This window comes from Geminocystis sp. M7585_C2015_104 (genome assembly GCA_015295805.1).
Taxonomy (GTDB): Bacteria; Cyanobacteriota; Cyanobacteriia; order Cyanobacteriales; family Cyanobacteriaceae; genus DVEF01.
The window spans coordinates 1-18008 of the sequence record DVEF01000014.1; the positions used below are offsets into that span (position 1 = coordinate 1).

The 18008-nt window shown below is 46.3% G+C and carries 17 protein-coding genes; 7 read left to right on the forward strand and 10 right to left on the reverse strand.

Going from position 1 to position 18008, the window contains the following annotated elements:
• Positions 1 to 278, forward strand: a 278-nt coding sequence (locus IGQ44_01520) for a response regulator (protein ID HIK36658.1), incomplete at its 5' end; no start/stop codon positions are given.
• Positions 275 to 433, forward strand: coding sequence for a hypothetical protein (locus IGQ44_01525; protein HIK36659.1), 159 nt, complete (start codon positions 275 to 277; stop codon positions 431 to 433). The genes IGQ44_01520 and IGQ44_01525, both read left to right, overlap by 4 nt.
• A gap of 679 nt (positions 434 to 1112) precedes the next feature.
• Here IGQ44_01525 and IGQ44_01530 read toward each other — a convergent pair.
• The gene (locus IGQ44_01530) at positions 1113 to 1901 is read right to left on the reverse strand and encodes a nuclear transport factor 2 family protein (GenBank protein ID HIK36660.1); all 789 of its coding nucleotides are present in this window, start codon (positions 1899 to 1901) and stop codon (positions 1113 to 1115) included.
• Positions 1902 to 3400: 1499 nt separating this feature from the next.
• Between IGQ44_01530 and IGQ44_01535 the strand changes: the two genes are divergently transcribed.
• Positions 3401 to 3619, forward strand: a complete 219-nt coding sequence (locus IGQ44_01535) for a hypothetical protein (GenBank protein ID HIK36661.1) — start codon at positions 3401 to 3403, stop codon at positions 3617 to 3619.
• Positions 3620 to 4348: 729 nt separating this feature from the next.
• On the opposite strand, the gene IGQ44_01540 is transcribed toward IGQ44_01535, so the two are convergent.
• From IGQ44_01540 to pap, 6 genes are all read right to left on the reverse strand, one after another.
• Positions 4349 to 4624, reverse strand: coding sequence for a MoaD/ThiS family protein (locus IGQ44_01540; protein HIK36662.1), 276 nt, complete (start codon positions 4622 to 4624; stop codon positions 4349 to 4351).
• 76 nt (positions 4625 to 4700) lie between these two features.
• Positions 4701 to 5990 carry a threonine synthase gene (locus tag IGQ44_01545; GenBank protein ID HIK36663.1) on the reverse strand — a complete coding sequence of 430 codons (1290 nt, stop codon included), beginning with the start codon at positions 5988 to 5990 and terminating at the stop codon, positions 4701 to 4703.
• Positions 5991 to 6100: 110 nt separating this feature from the next.
• Positions 6101 to 7177, reverse strand: coding sequence for a magnesium chelatase ATPase subunit I (bchI, locus tag IGQ44_01550; protein ID HIK36664.1), 1077 nt, complete (start codon positions 7175 to 7177; stop codon positions 6101 to 6103).
• A gap of 71 nt (positions 7178 to 7248) precedes the next feature.
• The gene (clpX, locus tag IGQ44_01555; protein HIK36665.1) at positions 7249 to 8589 is read right to left on the reverse strand and encodes an ATP-dependent protease ATP-binding subunit ClpX; all 1341 of its coding nucleotides are present in this window, start codon (positions 8587 to 8589) and stop codon (positions 7249 to 7251) included.
• Positions 8590 to 8639: 50 nt separating this feature from the next.
• Positions 8640 to 9356 carry an ATP-dependent Clp endopeptidase proteolytic subunit ClpP gene (gene clpP, locus IGQ44_01560; GenBank protein HIK36666.1) on the reverse strand — a complete coding sequence of 239 codons (717 nt, stop codon included), beginning with the start codon at positions 9354 to 9356 and terminating at the stop codon, positions 8640 to 8642.
• Positions 9357 to 9452: 96 nt separating this feature from the next.
• Positions 9453 to 10943 carry a polyphosphate:AMP phosphotransferase gene (gene pap / locus IGQ44_01565; protein ID HIK36667.1) on the reverse strand — a complete coding sequence of 497 codons (1491 nt, stop codon included), beginning with the start codon at positions 10941 to 10943 and terminating at the stop codon, positions 9453 to 9455.
• Positions 10944 to 11201: 258 nt separating this feature from the next.
• On the opposite strand from pap, the gene IGQ44_01570 reads away from it, so the two are divergent.
• The 3 genes from IGQ44_01570 (at position 11202) to IGQ44_01580 (ending at position 13574) form a co-directional block, all read left to right on the forward strand.
• Positions 11202 to 11675, forward strand: a complete 474-nt coding sequence (locus tag IGQ44_01570) for a nucleoside deaminase (protein ID HIK36668.1) — start codon at positions 11202 to 11204, stop codon at positions 11673 to 11675.
• A 349-nt stretch (positions 11676 to 12024) separates the two neighbouring features.
• Positions 12025 to 12606 carry an alpha-ketoglutarate-dependent dioxygenase AlkB gene (locus tag IGQ44_01575; GenBank protein HIK36669.1) on the forward strand — a complete coding sequence of 194 codons (582 nt, stop codon included), beginning with the start codon at positions 12025 to 12027 and terminating at the stop codon, positions 12604 to 12606.
• 32 nt (positions 12607 to 12638) lie between these two features.
• Positions 12639 to 13574, forward strand: coding sequence for an NAD-dependent epimerase/dehydratase family protein (locus tag IGQ44_01580; protein HIK36670.1), 936 nt, complete (start codon positions 12639 to 12641; stop codon positions 13572 to 13574).
• Between the two features lie 24 nt (positions 13575 to 13598).
• On the opposite strand, the gene fabG is transcribed toward IGQ44_01580, so the two are convergent.
• Positions 13599 to 14363 carry a 3-oxoacyl-[acyl-carrier-protein] reductase gene (gene fabG / locus IGQ44_01585; GenBank protein ID HIK36671.1) on the reverse strand — a complete coding sequence of 255 codons (765 nt, stop codon included), beginning with the start codon at positions 14361 to 14363 and terminating at the stop codon, positions 13599 to 13601.
• A gap of 123 nt (positions 14364 to 14486) precedes the next feature.
• Here fabG and IGQ44_01590 point away from each other — a divergent pair, with 123 nt between their 5' ends.
• On the forward strand, positions 14487 to 15074 hold the full coding sequence (locus IGQ44_01590) for a hypothetical protein (protein ID HIK36672.1): 588 nt from the start codon (positions 14487 to 14489) through the stop codon (positions 15072 to 15074).
• Here IGQ44_01590 and IGQ44_01595 read toward each other — a convergent pair.
• The gene (locus IGQ44_01595) at positions 15057 to 16448 is read right to left on the reverse strand and encodes a DEAD/DEAH box helicase (protein HIK36673.1); all 1392 of its coding nucleotides are present in this window, start codon (positions 16446 to 16448) and stop codon (positions 15057 to 15059) included. The two genes, IGQ44_01590 and IGQ44_01595, sit on opposite strands and share 18 nt — an antisense overlap.
• A 56-nt stretch (positions 16449 to 16504) precedes the next feature.
• Complete coding sequence (rimO, locus tag IGQ44_01600) at positions 16505 to 17818, reverse strand: 30S ribosomal protein S12 methylthiotransferase RimO (protein ID HIK36674.1); 1314 nt, start codon at positions 17816 to 17818, stop codon at positions 16505 to 16507.
• Positions 17819 to 18008 lie beyond the last annotated feature (190 nt).

Below are 18008 nucleotides of genomic sequence, written 5' to 3' on the forward strand. Positions count from 1 at the left end.
CTTTCCAATCCCTACCCCCTAACCCCTACCCTTCATCCCCCATCCTAGTGGCAGAAGACAACAAGGTTAATCAAAAACTAATTCTTACCCTTCTGACAAAATTGGGGGTTGCAGCAGAAATAGCCAATAACGGCAAAGAAGTCATTAACCCTGTCACCAAAAACTCTTATAGTCTCATACTCATGGACATAGAAATGCCGGAGATGGATGGCATCACTGCCACCAAAGAGATTCGACGACTCCTCCCCCTTCCTCCACCCCCCCTATCATTGCCATGACTGCCCATGATGAAACCAGAAGTCGGCAAATCTGTCAAGATACGGGCATGCAGGATTATATCTGTAAACCCATCAAACAAACAACCCTTAAATCCCTCCTGGAAAAATGGCTAAACCACAACTCCCCCCCGCCATCAGCCAATACCGGCTTATAACAGGTATTAATAGTCATTTTACAAGATGGCACCTACCCTCCCTAGTCTCCCCCCTGACAATCACCCCATACTCCGCTACTTCTGGATTCTGTAGAAAGACTTTCTTTAGAGTTGTCTTATACCCCTCTTTTGAATGCAAAATACTATCAAATTATTTTACAAGGCATAAGTAGGGGAAATGGTAGCCCTCATTGTTATGATTGATAATCAACTTCAATAAATAAAAAGAAATGGAAGGGCGTGGCTGGGAGGGGGGGTATCGGGATTGGCAAAGTGGTTTGTCGGAAAAGTGGGGAAGTGGCGGGTATGTCAGTCTTCCTTCTTTCCTCCCCTCCCTGTCTTCCTTTTACAGACAGAAGCCATTTTCCCTGTCAAGGGGGTTTTGCCTCGTTGTTGTGTAAAATCCCACTACAGTACATGATGCCGATGGTGTCTTAGCAGAAGCCACCACTACAGAGGGTTAACACACATGCCAGCCAATACACATAACTGTCAGCCTAAAAACCCCTTCGCAAGAATTTTCTTTCATTATACCCCCACCACAGGCGGCGGGTGGTAAACGGGCTTGTAATCATAAGCCACTTTGGGCCGTGTAAGCCGGCTATCTTTTACTTGCAAATTATTGGCAATTGTTTTCAAAAAAAGGGGGTAAAAAGAGTGTAAGAAGGGGGAAAGAAAATCAGGGTTGAACTTTAAGGCGTAGGGAGATGATACGAATACCACCATCACGGATAAGGATGGCAGAATACAAGTGGTCAGAGGAAGGGGTAGGAATGTTAACCCTTTTAAAGATACCGCCAGAGGAGATAGAATTCAGTTCAATAGAAGGAGGTTGGAGATGGAGAGAGGGGGAGACTATAGACTCGGACACTCCTGCCAAAACAATATCACCTGCTAATGGTTCTTGTAATATTACATCGAAGTCGAACTCTTGTCCGGGACGCACCCTTTCTGGCAGTCTTACAACAATCTGAGGCGGGTTGTTTCCACTAGTGATTTCAGTTTTTTCTTTCAGAATTTCCTGTTTAGCAAAAAGGCCGTTTTCAAAATACTGTCTCGAGGTTATTTCCGATTTTATCTTAAACTCCCGGCCCTCTTCCTCATATTTTCCATCTATGTTTGTTACTGTTTCCACTACATATTTACCCTCTTTTTCCGTAAAATTCTTTATTGTTGTCCTGTACTGCATTCCGGGATATTTCTGCCACAAATTTGCCAATGCTTGGAGAAACAAGTCGCGATTCAAACCATCCTGGCCAGCAAATTGAGGAGAAAGAAGCCCCTTAATTTTTTCAATATTTCTTTCATTAGCTGCCTCATCAATAAGTGACACCAATTTACTCAAATGGGGGGGGATTTTAGTGTTATCTTGAGCCCTCACTGGCGCCGCTGAAAATAATAACAGGGAAACCAAAAATGACAAATAAAAATGTTTTATTTCCCCCCTCCTAACCCTTTCCATTTCCATGGTCTTTCTCCCCGTACAAATCTCTAATGGTATCCCCCATTATACTTCTAAAAAATCTCTCATACCAGCCTCTGTAGAAAAAATTTTCCTATTACCCCTTGACAAGAAGAGAGTTTTAGGGGTAGGATGGAGGGAGAGTGGGGCGGCAGGTGAAGATACTGTCAAGAAACTTGGGCTGTCAAAGTTCTAAATGACATAGATTTGCGATAGTCCTGGAAATGGTTGTAGGAAGTTGTTAAAGGAAAATTAATCAGGAAATTTTCCTTTTCTCCCAAGAGGCAGTCGAGAATAACGGTTATAAGTAACACCAGAAAGATGAAAGAGAGAGGGAAAAGGAGAAATAAAAAGGGGGAGAAATAAAGTAATAGCCTCACTTCATAATATTTCATAATCCTGAAAACAGAACATTGCTGAGTTAAATCTCAGCCTCTACTGGAAAAATTGAGAATACTACCACTTGGCTGCCTTAGGGGAAAGGGGGGGCGGAGATTTTAAACAAAACTAACTGACAGCCAAGGCAGTACTCCTATTCAACTCCCTCTCTAATTAAGTTTATTCTCCCTGAATTTCGAACAAGAATAAATCAGGTAAAAATTTTTATATAAATAACATTTTTCTCGTTAAGTTCCTCACGAGCTCCCTAGAATATACAAAAAATAATAAATAATGTTCTCCCTAACTAAGTCTCAAAAAATCTGATAATGTCTCAAAAAAAACTAATAAACTCAATCCTATTGGACAAATTTACAATAATGGCCGGCACAGCCACAACCATCACACATCATAGTTATGATACTGCATATAAACTCATCCAAAGGCCCTTCGACGAATAAACACAGAAGCACTCCTAATAAACCTCTTTGACAAGAAAATGGAGTTTATAATAGCACATCCAACGGAAATAACCCAAAAAAAACAGGCTACAAAGGTTCTTACTGTTCAACCCCCTCAGTTTATCATATCAGTTTATCATAGAGAAGAGCAATTCCCTTTGCCCATTTGAATTAAGATAACATTCAGGCCCTAGACAACATAAAAATCTTTATTACCCGCAGGCCAATTTTGTAAAGATTGTGTAAAGTTTTTAATAAGGTTAAATACATCAAACAGGGCCACGATTTTGGATAGAGGGAAAGTGGGAAAACAAATCTATCAGGCGGGTAGAAAGCAGTTTATAGAGACGTCTATTACAAAGGAGAAATAAAAAGAAATATAGTAGGCAATCACACCAGAATTTTTGTTTACAACTCTACTACGGTATGACATGGTTGTATGGAGCTACAAAAAGAGGCTCAACATGGGAAAAAGTTTCAGAGATTTAACATGTGCAATAAACTTGCCCTCAGGGTAATGGATAAGGGAGAAGCACCCTACTACTGAAGGGAGTTATAAATAAAAAGTACTCAGGGGTGTTTTTATTGTTAAAAGCAAGAGTAGTTATAGATAGGAAGATGACGGGAAAAGGGTTTTTGGCGGTTATGAGGCATTTGGGCTAGCACGTGAGGAAGCTCAGTAATCTTCATCTTGACAAAAAGAAGCCTTTAAGGATAAGATGGAGTAAAATGGGGGGTGGGGCGACTGGTGAAAATACTGTCGTCGTGGATTTTTCTGTCAACAAATTAATTGCTACATGGTTGCAGTTGTCTTGGCCCCTTTCCGGCTCAAAAGCCTACTGTCCATTGCCTTATAGTGGAGATATTGGGATTATGATAGGATGAGATAAGACAAAGCAAGGGAGAAAAACGAAGGGAGAATGAATTAGAAAATAGAAGTAGACATGGGGACCACATTAAACAAAATAGAGGGAAACATGGATAACATAGGGGGAAAACTGGAAAATTTAGAAAGAAAAATAAGCCTAGTGGAGGTAGATGTAACGAACTTTAAAGATAAAGAGAGATAAGCTGATCTTAACCAGAAAATAGACAGTACAAAGGCTAGTCATTAAAATCTAACCTTACCAAGGGCATAGACAGCATTGAGGCAATGCCTAGCATTTCCCGTCAGTTATACTCACGGGCCTATTAGGGATTAATGCCAAACTATTCTCCATAAAATAGTCCAACAATGGGGACAACCTTGGCAGCAATTCTAAAAAAAAATTGACAACAAGAGATAGATACAAGAAGAAAATACTGGAATACCAAGGAACAAAGTAAAGATTTCCCTTTACATTTCCTAATGCTGCCACACAACCGGCGCGGCTTTTGTTAAAATGGGGGCGTGGACGGCAGGAGGCGTGACTGCCAGGGGTGTGCCTGTTCATTTTTTAATTGATAAATAAAATCAAAAAGCCGGCATAACAGATGCGCACATATAGAAGATGGAACCATAGAAAAAACCCCTGCGAACCTGCTCCAAGGGGATAGTCCGAAGGGGTTTTAAAAGAGAATAAATATCAACAAAAGGGGAAGAAAGGAAGAAGAGAAAGAGAGGGAGAAGGGAAGTCAACCGCCAGCAACAGCAGGAACAATGCTAACCTCGTCGCCGTCGGAGAGGGGGGTGGCAGTGTTGCTCAAAAAGCGGATGTCCTCACTGTTGACATAGAAGTTAAGGAAACGACGGGGATTGCCGTTTTCATCGCAGAGGCGAGACTTGATGCCGGGAAATTTGCTTTCCAAAACGTCGATTAACTCCTGAATGTTGGCCGCCTCACACTCCACCACGGCCTGATCTTGGGTGAACTTTTGGAGGGGAGTCGGAATTAGCACTCTTACAGACATCTTTCCTATTTCCTAGTAGCAAATCGCAACAACACAGGACAAAAAGAGAAGAAAATAATAGAGAAACCAGTAGAGATTATACAAGAACCTGTTGCCACTCCAGGCGCTCGAGGGTGCGGGAACGCTCCAATGCCCGCTCAAAACTTTCCAATTTGGGCTCAATAACAAGGGGCTCACACAAATACCCCTGGACTGCCTCCTGGGTTTTGAGGCCATTTCCGGTGATATAAACCACCACAGTCTCCTCAGGGTCGATTTTGCCAGAGGCCACCAGTTTTTTCAGTACAGCAATAGTGGTACCGCCGGCAGTCTCAGTGAAAATGCCCTCTGTCTCGGCTAACAGTTTAATTCCCTCGATAATCTCGGCATCGGTGGCGGTTTCTATGTAACCGTTTGTTTTACGAGCAATTTCCAACGCATATATCCCGTCCGCGGGATTACCGATGGCAATGGACTTGGCAATGGTATTGGGCTTGACTGGGGCTACAAAATCCCTCCCTTCCTTGAAAGCCTTGGCAATGGGGGCACACCCCTCCGCTTGTGCGCCACTACAACGCACCGGCTTGTCCTCTACTAGGCCCACTTTTACGAACTCTTGGAAACCTTTGTAAATTTTTGTGAAGAGGGAGCCGGAAGCCAGGGGGGCGACTATGTGGTCAGGCAAACGCCACCCTAACTGTTCGGCTACTTCAAAGGCCAGTGTTTTAGAACCCTCTGAATAGTAGGGTCTCAAATTAATATTCACAAACCCCCAGCCATATGTATTGGCAATCTCACAGCAAAGACGATTCACCTGGTCATAATTGCCCTTTACCGCCATTACAGTGGGATTGTAAATCAGAGTGCCTAGTATCTTCCCTGCCTCCAAGTCTGCCGGGATGAAAACACAACATTCCAAACCCGCATGGGCGGCAATGGCAGCTGTAGAATTGGCCAAATTACCAGTACTGGCACAGGAAACAGTGGTAAAGCCCAATTCCTTTGCTCTAGTCAAAGCCACAGACACCACCCTATCCTTAAAACTGAGGGTGGGCATATTTACGGCATCATTCTTGATATAGAGATTTTTTAACCCCAGACGACGGGCTAAACGGTTAGATTTGATAAGGGGAGTCATGCCCGTGCCCAAATCTATGGGATTCTCACTTTCCACCGGCAAGAAGGGTTTATAACGCCAGATGGAATTAGGCCCCTGGGCTATTTTCTCCCTACTTACCTGGGCTTTGATGGCCTCGTAGTCGTAGGCCACTTCCAGCGGCGCAAAGGTCTCCTCGCAAACGTGGATAGCTTTGAGCGGGTATTCTGCACTCCCTTCTTTAGACACCAGTTTGGTGAAAGTCGGCTTGTAGCTGAGGGTTTGTGTCATTTCTTTTGTTTCTCCTGTGCTCAGTCCCCTATATGCCTATAGTAAGTATAACAGCTGCCCCCCCTCTCTGCAAAAAATCCCGACTTTTTTAGTCGGAATTATGTTAGGTACTAGGAGTTAACCTCTAAACCAAAGACGCGATTGACGGATTTTTCCACCTTGTAGCCGGAATCGATGGTTTCCAGGGGGTCTTTGCGGAGACGGTGACGGAGACAAAGGGGCATAACCCGACGAATGTCCTCCACTGTAACCTCAGTTCTGCCCTCAAAGGCGGCTAGGGCTTTGGCAGCACGATTGGTGACGATGTCCCCCCGCAGACCATCAATGTCCAACTCGGCACATACTTCGGATATTTTCAGTCGTAGCTCATAGTCAATATGAACCTGGGGGAGCAGTCGTTGGGCCTCCACAATCCGACGTTGTAGTGCTTCTTGTTTATCCTGGTATTTGGCGATAAAGGCCTGGGGGTCGCGATCGAATTCTATTCTCTGTTCAACAATCTGCACCCTTAATTGGGGATCTTTTACAGTCTTGATTTCGGCATGCATGCCGAAACGGTCTAAAAGTTGTGGGCGGAGTTCCCCTTCTTCTGGGTTGCCTGAGCCCACTAACACAAAACGAGCGGGGTGTCTGACGGAAATACCTTCCCTTTCTACAGTATTCCAGCCACTGGCGGCGGAGTCCAGGAGGACATCTACCAGGTGGTCGTCTAGGAGATTGACCTCGTCTACGTAGAGGATCCCACGGTTAGCCTTGGCCAACAGGCCGGGTTCAAAGGCTTTTACCCCTTCGGTGAGAGCCTTTTCGATGTCGATGGTGCCACACACCCTATCTTCGGTGGCGCCGAGGGGGAGGTCCACCATAGGCACTTTTTTGCGGGTGACGGGTACAGTTTCACCCCGGAGGATTCTTTCTCTTACCTCTTCCCCCATAAGGTCGAAATCAGTAGGAGAGGAGTTATAGGGGTCATTCTCCACCACCTCAATTTCCGGCAACAAGTCAGCGAGGGCTCTAATAGTGGTGGATTTTCCGGTGCCTCTATCCCCCATAATCATAACGCCGCCGATTTTGGGATCGATTACGTTCAGCAAAAGGGCCAGTTTCATCTCCTCCTGGCCTACAATAGCGGTGAAGGGGAAAACAGGACGACGATTCTGCTGTTTAGCTGCCTCTACAGTTGCTACCATCATTGTTGCGACAGGACAAAAGAATATTCTTATAACCCTTCCATCATATTGATTTGCCCGACGCCAGTCAACTAGGCAGACTCAGACTTGGGCAAGGAGGTGGGGTGGATGAGCAACTGGGCAGTACTACGTTTTTCTACCATTTCTTTGGTGATGACACAGTGGTGGACGTCTTGACGGGATGGCAACTCGTACATTACGTCTAACATGATTTCCTCCACAATGCTACGGAGGGCTCTAGCACCCGTTTGGCGACGGTAGGCCTCTTGGGCTATGGCACGTAATGCCTCAGGTTCAAACTCCAAAACCACGTTGTCCATACCCAATAGTTTTTGGTATTGTTTTACTAGGGCATTGCGGGGACCTGTTAGAATTTCCATTAGTGCTTCTTCACTGAGGGGTTCCAATACAGCCACCACCGGTAGACGTCCCACAAATTCGGGGATAAGGCCAAAACGTACCAAGTGTTCTGCTTCCAACTGACGGGCCGCCCTTGCCAGTCTTTTTTCTCTACTGTTATCTTCTGGTACAATCTCAAACCCGAAAGCCCTCCTGCCCTTGTCCTGTTCTACTATCTTCTCCAGTCCCACAAAGGCACCACCGCAGATGAATAAAATATTCTTAGTGTCGACAGGAATACAATCTTGATAAGGGTGCTTTCTCCCACCTTGGGGGGGGACATTAGCTATCGTGCCTTCTAACATTTTGAGCAGGGCCTGTTGTACTCCTTCCCCAGACACGTCTCTGGTAATGGATGGATTTTCGCCCTTTCTAGCTATCTTATCTATTTCATCGATGTATACGATCCCTCTTTGGGCTTCCTCCACGTCAAAATTGGCCACCTGCAGCAAACGGAGGAGGATATTTTCCACGTCCTCTCCCACGTAACCTGCCTCGGTGAGGGTAGTGGCGTCGGCAATGGCAAAGGGCACATCTAGTATTTTCGCCAGAGTTTGAGCTAGAAGGGTTTTACCAGACCCCGTGGGGCCTATCAACAGTATATTTGACTTTTGCAGCTCTACCTCTTCTTCCTCTCCCCTTCCCATCAGATTGGCATTAATACGCTTGTAGTGATTGTATACTGCAACCGAGAGAATCTTTTTGGCCTCTTCTTGTCCAATAACATATTGATCCAACTGAGCCTTTATCTCTTTGGGTTTAGGTAGTTTTGTCAGATAACCCCGGCTGTAACTGCTACCACGTCTTGAGGAATAGGACTGGGAACGGGAGTAGGATTTGGTCCCCGAGGAGTGACTTCTGTTGGCGGGACCTAATTCCTCCTCCAGGATCTCGTTACACAGCTCTACACACTCATTACAAATGTACACCCCCGGTCCAGCAATGAGTTTGCGAACCTGTTCTTGGGATTTGCCACAGAAGGAGCATTTGAGGTGGGAATCAAATTTGGACATAAGCTCAAATATAGGGTGGTAGAAAGACGGTAAAATCTGTTGTCATAGGGCTATAACAGTTCATTCCAGTTGAGGGAGTTACGGCTAAGGGGTAGACTCACTCCTTCTCGGAGGATGACCCTGTCTATAAGGCCATACTCTTGTGCCTCGATGGAGGACATATAAAAATCCCTTTCTGTGTCAGCGGCAATTCTCTCTATGGGCTGTCCAGTGTGTTCGGCCAGCAATTCATTGAGTCTTTGTTTGATATAGAGGATTTCCCTGGCTTGGATCTCAATATCGCTGGCTTGACCTTGGGCGCCGCCCAGGGGCTGGTGGATCATAATGCGGGCGTTGGGCAATGCCATTCGTTTTCCTTTTGCCCCACCGGACAGGAGAAATGCCCCCATACTTGCGGCCAATCCGTAACAGATGGTGCTAACATCCGGCTGGATTTGTTGCATGGTGTCATAGATGGCCAGTCCGGCATATACTGACCCCCCGGGGGAGTTAATATATAGATAGATATCTTTTTCCGGATCCTCGGCTTCCAAGTAGAGTAACTGGGCCACTATAGTGTCCGCCACCTTGTCGTCAATAGGCGTGCCCAAGAAGACAATCCTTTCCCGCAACAGGCGGGAGTATATATCAAAAACCTTTTCCCCCATGCCGGAGGTTTCTACTACCATGGGCACAGTGGCCGACCAGATTTCCTCTTTTTTCTGCGAGATAATGTCGAAACGGTAAATACTCTCTATATCGGGCAAATTTGACCTGGATTGTAGCATCATACAAGCAACTCGCTCCCTTCGCCGGATGTGTTTGTTTCCTATCCAGCCCCTTATGGTCTCTTTTCTCTATTATAATATCAACTCAATACAGGTTTATTCTCCCAGTTTCTTTCTGATGGCCTCTACCGTTGTGTCTAATACTTGTATTCTAGCATAGTACTTACTGTTGGCAGAGACAATTTGCCAGGGGGCGAGGGCAGTACTGGTTTGGGCGATGGCTTGGTTGACTGCGACATAGTACAGGTTCCATTTTTCGCGATTGCGCCAGTCCTCCTCGGTTAGTTTATAGTTTTTATAGGGGTCATTTTGACGTTCTTGAAAGCGTTTCAATTGTTCCTCCGGGCTGATGTGTAGCCAGAATTTAAGTACTAAATAGTTGCAAGTGGCCAACTGAGCCTCAAACTCGTTGATTTCTCTATAGGCGCGACGCCATTCGGTTTCTGTGGCAAATCCTTCCACCCTCTCTACCAAAACTCGGCCGTACCAACTGCGGTCGAAGATGGCAATTTTTCCCAGGGGCGTCAGACTACGCCAAAAACGCCACAAATAGTGATATTGTTTTTCCTCTGGGCTAGGTGCAGCAAAGGCGTGTACCTCATAACTACGCGGATCCAGAATATCTGTTACTCTTTTTATAGTCCCCCCTTTCCCGGCTGCATCCCATCCTTCAAAAACCATTACCACCCCGATATTTTTCTCGAAGATCTCTTTTTGGAGGCGACGCAGTCTAACTTGGTATTCCTTAAGTATTTTTTTGTATTCAGACTTTGGGAGACTGAGACTCAAATCTACCTTTGCTAGGAAGTCTGGTTCAGTGGGAGATAGTTGCTCCTGATGACAAACCTGTATATGTTCTGCTTCTGATAAGACTTTTTTTTCCGCCAAGGCGGCTTTGATTCTAGCCACCATCTGAGTGAGAATTTTAACCCTTGCCCATCTTTGACAATTGGCTTCTACCACAATCCAGGGGGCTACTCCTGTGCTGGTATAAATTAGCATTTCTTCTGCCAATTGTTTGTACTTCTCGTAGTTCTTCAGTTGTTGCCAATCCTCTTTTCTTACCCGCCAGGATTCTAACTCGTCTTTCTCATAGCTTTTCAGGCGTTTTTTGAGTTCCTTTTCGCTAAGATGTAACCAGAATTTGATAATCACATATCCACCGTCCGCCAGTTGTCTTTCAAAGGCATTTATATCCCGCATGTATAATGGCACCTGTTGGGGTTTTACCCTGCCAAACAGTCTATCCTCTAGCACATGGGTGTACCAACTGTGGTAGAATACGTCTATTCGGCCGTGGGGGGGGAGTTTTTGCCAGAAACGCCACAGAAATGGGTATTTTTGTTCTTCCGGTGTGGGAGGCAGGGTGGGGTGTACTCTAAAACCCCGTGGATCCATGTGTTTCGTCATTTTCTTCACTGCTTTGCCCTTCCCCGCTGCTGCCCATCCTTCTAGTACCACTATCACCCCTAGTTTCTCCTGCCAACACCTCTCTTGTAGCAAATGCAACTCCCACATCAACTCCTTTGCCTTTTCCCTGTAGCTTTCCCTGTCCAACTCCACCCTCAGATCCACATTGTCTAACATCCTTTTCCTCTCCCTTGTTTATTTTTTCCCGGCACTATTTTTTTTTTTTCTCATTTTAATTCTGTCTTTCTAATTCTCTACTTTTACCTTTCTTTCCCAAATTTCCAATACTATTGCTAATTATTTTTAATAATGTTTTTGCCAGCCCAAGTGTCTTGGCAGTCCTTTCGCCTGCCGCCATGCCCCCCTCCTATCACATGTGGGGGGTAGAGAGGGATTGGGTAACATGGGATTGGAGGAGAATTTATATAGGAGGGTATGGAGGAGTTAGAAAGACACCAGTATTGGATGAGGGAGGCGTTAAAGGAAGCTTTTGTGGCGGGGAAAAAGGGAGAAATACCGGTGGGCGCGGTGATAGTGGATGGGGAAAATAGGCTGGTGGCGAAGGCTCACAACAGAAAGCAGGAGTTGCAGTCGCCGTTGGCACATGCCGAAATCCTGGCAATTGAAAGGGCTTGTAAAAAGTTGGGAAGTTGGCGTTTGGAAAACTGTATTCTGTATGTAACTTTAGAGCCCTGTATGATGTGTGTGGGTGCAATAGTTCAGGCTAGGCTGGGCGTCTTAGTATATGGTGCGGATGATTTTAAGACGGGAGCGGTGCGTACTGTTTTAAATTTGATAGACAGTGAGGCTTCTAACCACCGGGTAAGGGTTTGGGCGGGTGTCGAGAAAAGGGCTTGTAGTGATTTGATTCACTCTTGGTTTGAAAATCTCAGGATTACTATGAATTAGGGAAATTGGAACGAGGGTTATTGCCATATGGGGTATGGCATTTATCTCTTCTCTTCTTCATGAATCCTTCTCTCCCCCTCTCCTTTTTGCCTGCTCTCATTTCTTCTGGCACCCCCGCCATGGAGCCCACCACCCTCCCTCTTACCTATATTGTCTATAATTATTCTCATTTAAAAATTTTTCAGGCGCAGTGTCTTGGCAGTCCTTTCGCCTGCCGCCATGCCCCCATCCTATCATGAGAAAAAAAGAATGTCAAGGGGGTGTGGGGAATAATAGATATAGTGGGGAAAAAAGGGAAAAGATTGGCAACGGAAAAGAACAAGAAAGAGAAAAGAAAGAGGGATGAAAGATGAGATTGGATTTGCCATTGAGTGAAATATTTTATTACGAAGATTTTTTGGCCAAAGAAGAGGCGGATTGTTATTTTGAAAGGCTAAAAAATGAGATTGTCTGGGAAGAGAAGGAAATAACTCTCTTTGGCAAAACCTACAAAATGCCACGGCTGACGGCATGGTATGGAGATGCTGAGGCTGTATACAGCTACTCGGGTTTGACTTTTTATCCTAAACCCTGGAATGGGGTGTTGTTGTCGCTAAGGGAAAAGGTGGAAGGGTTTGTCGGGAGTAGTTTTAATTGTGTGTTGTTGAATTTGTACCGCGATGGAAAGGATAGTATGGGATGGCATAGTGATGATGAGAGGGAATTGGGGGAAAATCCCTTGATTGCTTCTGTGAGTTTTGGGGGTGAAAGGCGTTTTTTACTAAGACCTAAGGATAAAAGGAATCCTAAAAGGGGGGAGATAGTACTACGTCATGGTAGTCTTTTGATAATGGGGGGTGAAACGCAAAAGCACTGGCTACACGGTATTCCAAAAACCTCTAAGCCTGTAACAGCTCGTATAAATCTCACTTTCCGCTACATTAGGGGATAATAATTAACAGTACCATTAGCCTATTACGGTGTATGCGGATATTAATAATGGGGGGGACTCGTTTTATTGGGGTTTCCCTGACTAAAATCTTAGTGTCACAGGGACATTCTGTAGTGCTCTTCAATAGGGGGAATAATCCGCCACCAGTAGAAGGGGTTGAACAAATACATGGCGATCGCAAAAACACCCCTGAGTTGAAGGAAAAACTAGGAGGGATGCATTTCGATGCGATTTTTGACAACAGCGGGAGAGAATTGGAAGATACCAAGCCGTTGGTGGAATTGTTTGGCAATAAAGTCTCTCATTTTGTGTATGTAAGTTCGGCGGGGGTTTATCTTCCCTCCCACCAACTGCCTCACCGGGAAACAGATGCTATTGATCCAGAAAGTCGCCACAAGGGTAAATACGAAACTGAAGCCTATTTGCAGGCACAAGGAGTACCTTTTACCTCGGTGCGTCCAGTTTACATATACGGTCCTGGCAACTATAATGACCTGGAGGCTTGGTTTTTTGACAGGCTAGTGCGTAATAGGCCAATTCCTATCCCCGATGGTGGATTGTATATAACCCAGTTGGGACATGTCTATGACTTGGCCAAAGCCATGAGTCTAATTCTAGGCAACTCCAAGGCGGTTGGTCAGATTTACAATATATCTGGTGACAGATACGTTACTTTTACGGGTTTAGCTTTGGCTTGTGCGGAGGCGATGGGGAAAAAGCCAGAGGAGGTGGAAATCAGGTACTATGACGCGAATAAGTTTAATTTTGGCAAAAGAAAGGCTTTTCCCCTGAGGATACAACACTTTTTTGCGGATATTTCTAAGGCCCAAAGGGATTTGAATTGGCAACCTCAATACGACTTGGTGTCGGGGTTAAGAGACTCTTTTGAGAATGACTATCTTGCCAAGGGGAGAGATAAGGCAGAGGTGGACTTTAGCATAGATGAGGAAATTCTCTCCCACTGTTAGGGGTTTAGCCGTAGGGTATAAGACTTACATGACCATACCGCCATCCACATTGAAGACTTGGCCGGTGATGTAGCGGGAGGCCTCGTCGGCGGCGAGGAAGCGAATCATGCCGGCAACTTCTTCTGGTTTGCCAAAACGATTGAGGGGGATGAGTTTAAGAATCTCCTCTGCCTGTAGGCCACTAGTCATATCAGTTTCGATGAAACCCGGGGCCACTGCATTTACTCTTATCCCCCGGGAGGCGAATTCTTTAGCGAGGGTTTTGGTGAGGCCGATGATTCCAGCCTTGGCGGCACTATAATTAGCCTGTCCTGGATTGCCCATTTGTCCAGCAACGGAGGAGACGTTGATAATGACCCCACTTCTTTGTTTAAGCATCACCTTACCGACGGCCTTGCAACAGAGGAAGACGCCGGTGAGATTCAAGTCGATAACCGCCTGCCAGTCTTCCAATTTCATGCGTAACAGGAGGGTGTCTCGGGTAATGCCGGCATTGTTGACGAGGATGTCAATTCTGCCCCATTTATCGAGGGTGGTTTTGACCATCTCCTCCACCTGTTCAGCTTTTGACACATCAGCTTGAATGGCAATAGCTTCTCCGCCGGCGGCTAAGATGGTGTTGACTACTGCTTCTGCGGCTTGACTGTTGCTGGCATAGTTAACGACAATTTTCGCCCCCTCACAAGCCAAAGCTAGGGCGGTTGCCCTGCCGATGCCCCTGGAGGCTCCGGTAATAATTGCTACTTGTCCTTGTAGTCTCTGTAAATTGGGGGGTAATAGTTCTAGCATAGTGGTAAAGACAAAATTAGATGCAGAGGATAGTTTAGCGTAAAGGGTGGTCCTGGTTTATAGGATTGGCTTATAGGGATTGATTGTTATACTGGAAGAGGGAACTGGAAAAAAAGGTGGGGCATGTCAGTAAGAAAATCAGAATATGAGACGGCATTAGCAGATTATAGCAATCGTCACAGGGTGGTGTCCTTACTGGGAGCTTACAGACAATATCTAGAGATGATTCCCAGTATGAGGAGGCCAACAGAGAGTGTGATAACAATCCCGCTGCCAGTAGCCAGGGTTAAGAATCTAAGAACAGTTTACCGGGCAGAGGAGTTGTCTCCAGAGGCGAGCAATGAGGTGACACCAATTCCTTGTGATATAGCTATCCTAATGTGTGATCCGGAGTGGAAAATCAAGGTGGGGGTGGAGATACTAGTATTTATCCATCGTCCTGGAGAGGATTTTTCTGACTTACTGAGACGTTGGCGGCGGTGTCAGGTGTATCTCAACAAGGAGTACGAGTGGATTATGCCCCCTACTGAAGCACACATGTTTAGTGATGTAGCGGAGGAGCTCCACCCCCTATTTGTAGTATTCCCGCAAACCCCCGAGAGGATTAGGAGGGGTCTGAGGGGGGCCAATCTGCCCTATGTGGAATACACCCCCCAAACCACCGTAGAGGAGACAAAACTATGTCCACCGCCGTTAGAGAGAGGGAACTGAGCGCTTGGGCTTGCGGAAATTGCCCCTGAGGGAGGGTTTGCTGGGGGCGGGGGGGGGCACTTCCCAGTCTTCTTGCAACCAGGAGGGACAATCGCGGTCGTAGAGCAATTGGAGGGCGGCGGCGGCGATGGCGGCGGGTTCGTATTCTCCTTGTAGTTCCTTGACCAGAGGTAGGAAGGAGGCCAGTCTTTCCCCAGCAAGGGTGTCTTTAACCTGTGCCATGAGTTTTTGCATGCGTTTGTTTTCCACCTGTGCCCTGGTGGGGAGGGGGGTGACTTTTAGGGTTTTATTGAGACGATGTTCGATTTGCCTCAACAGACGACGCTCACTGGCTTCTACTAGGGATATAGCCTTTCCTTCTTTTCCTGCCCTGCCGGTGCGTCCTATTCTATGGATGTAGGTTTCTGTGTTATCAGGTAAGTCAAAATTAAACACATGGCTCAAGTCAGAGACGTCCAAACCCCTGGCGGCAATATCGGTAGCCACTACCAACTTAATTTTGCCTTCTCGCCAGCGTTGAATAAGTCTTTCCCTTTGGGCTTGACTTAAATCCCCGTGGTACTCGTCCACACTCAATCCTGCCTCTTGTAGCCTTGCCGTCAGTTCTGAGGCTGTCTTTTTAGTGCGTACAAAAATAATACCAGATTGTGGGGCTTCAATTTCCAGGATGGGGAGGAGGGCTTTAGTTTTGGTCCAGCCGCGGGGGACAAAATAGACGTATTGTTCAATTTGGGAGGGGGTAGTCTGGGGTTGATCGCCGGTGACGTAGACGGGGTTTCGGAGGAAATCCTGGATAAGTTGTTGAATTTCCTTAGGCATGGTGGCGGAGAAGCAGGTAGTTTGACGGGAAGGGGGAGTTTGGGAGAGGATTTGTCTCACATCGTCGATGAAGCCCATACTTAACATCTCATCGGCCTCATCCAAAACTACATAGCGGAGGCAGTCAAGGCGAAGATTACCTCGATTCAACAGGTCAATGATACGTCCGGGGGTGCCTACTACGATGTGGACACCTTTTTCGAGCATGCGGATTTGTCTTTCAATAGATTGGCCGCCGTAGACAGTCAAAACATAGATTTTTTCCTTGCCTATGACGTCTTTTAGGAATTCAGCCACCTGTTGAGCCAATTCTCTGGTGGGGGTGAGGACGAGGGCTTGGACTTGTTTGTTATTGGGTTCTATTAGTTCTACAATGGGCAGGGAGTAGGCGGCTGTTTTGCCGGTGCCGGTTTGGGATTGTCCTACCACGTCGTGGCCTGATAGAATTTGGGGTATGGCCAGGGACTGGATCTTGGTGGGTGTTACAAAGCCGATTCTGTCCAATTGGGCGACTAGAGAGGGGGAGAGTCCTAGACTTGCGAATGATGTAGTCATGTGTACTGTGTGTTTCAGACGTGTACTAAAGATAGCTCTACGGCCACAGTATGGGACTAAACTGTTTCACCGTAGAGGTCATAGACATCGGCGGCGGTGATGAGGACGGGGGTTATTTGCCCGAGGGTTGCCACTCCCTTGACATAGACTAGGCCGTCCACATCGGGGGCGAAACGGGGTGAGCGTCCTATCATTTCACCGGTTGCGGGGTTTTCTTGTTCGAGCAGTACAGGCACTATCTTGCCCACCTCCGCCTTATTTTTGGAAGCGGCAATGGGTTGTTGTACTTCCATTAACCTATTACGCCTTTCCTCCTTGACTTTTTCGGGCACTTGTTCACTCATGTTATAGGCCTTAGTGCCCTCTTCTGGGGAGAAGGTGAAAACCCCGACATGGTCAAACTGATGTCTTTTTACGAATTGTAACAGATGTTGGAAGTGTTGTTCAGTTTCGCCGGGGAAGCCGACGATAAAGGTGGTTCTCAGTATAGCATCTGGCAGGGCGGTTTTGACACGTTCGATGATTTCGTCATTGACTCTGCCTTGCCAGGGACGATTCATGCGTTTGAGGATTTCAGGGTGGGAGTGTTGGAGGGGCAAATCCAGGTATGGCAGGACATTGTCGGTGGTGGCGATAGCTTCAATCACCTTATCGGTGAGGCCGGTGGGGTAACAGTATAGCAGTCTAATCCAGGGTATGTCTACTTTGCCGAGGGCTTTTAACAATTCTGCCAGTTTTGGTTCGCCATAGAGGTCTACGCCGTAGTTGGTGGTAATCTGGGAGATAAGGATTAATTCTTGTACTCCCTCGTCTGCCAACTGTTGTGCCTCTCTAACGATGGACTCGATAGGGCGGGATCTTTGTTTGCCCCTAAGGTGGGGGATAATGCAAAAGGAGCAGTTGTAGTCGCAGCCCTCGGCGATTCTGAGATAGGCGACTCCCTCAGTGGTGGTGCGATAACGGGGAATAGTCTCGTCGGCTATAAAGGTGGGGTTTTCGGATACGGCCTTTACTCTTTCTCCCGATTCCACTTTCTTTATTATGTCTACTATATTCTGATAGTCGCCGGTGCCAACTATAGCTACTGCTTCGGGTATTTCTGCCAGTAAAATGTCCTTAAAGTGTTGTGCCATGCACCCCGCGATAATAATTTTTTTATTGTTTTCCGCCAATTCTACTAGGGTTCTGACTGATTCTCTACGGGCGTCTTCTATAAAACTACAAGTATTTACAATGACATAATCAGCCAATTCTTCGTTAGCATCAACCCCATAGCCAGCCTGGGCCAGTAATCCCAGCATGTGTTCAGTGTCAATACGGTTTTTTTCACAGCCGAGGTGAGTGATGGCGATAGTTGGCTTTTTGCCCATAAGCGGAAGGGAGGTGGAAAACAACCCCTCGATCATAACAGATCCGGGGGTTGGGAGGCAACTACAATTTGTTATATCCTGCGTTTTTACTTATAAGGTATAGTTCCAGTTTAGCCAATTGTTGTTAGTACTCAGCTTGACTTTACAGTTGTTGGTTTGCTGGAGTGAGTAGGGGGAAAAAGGGCGCCCA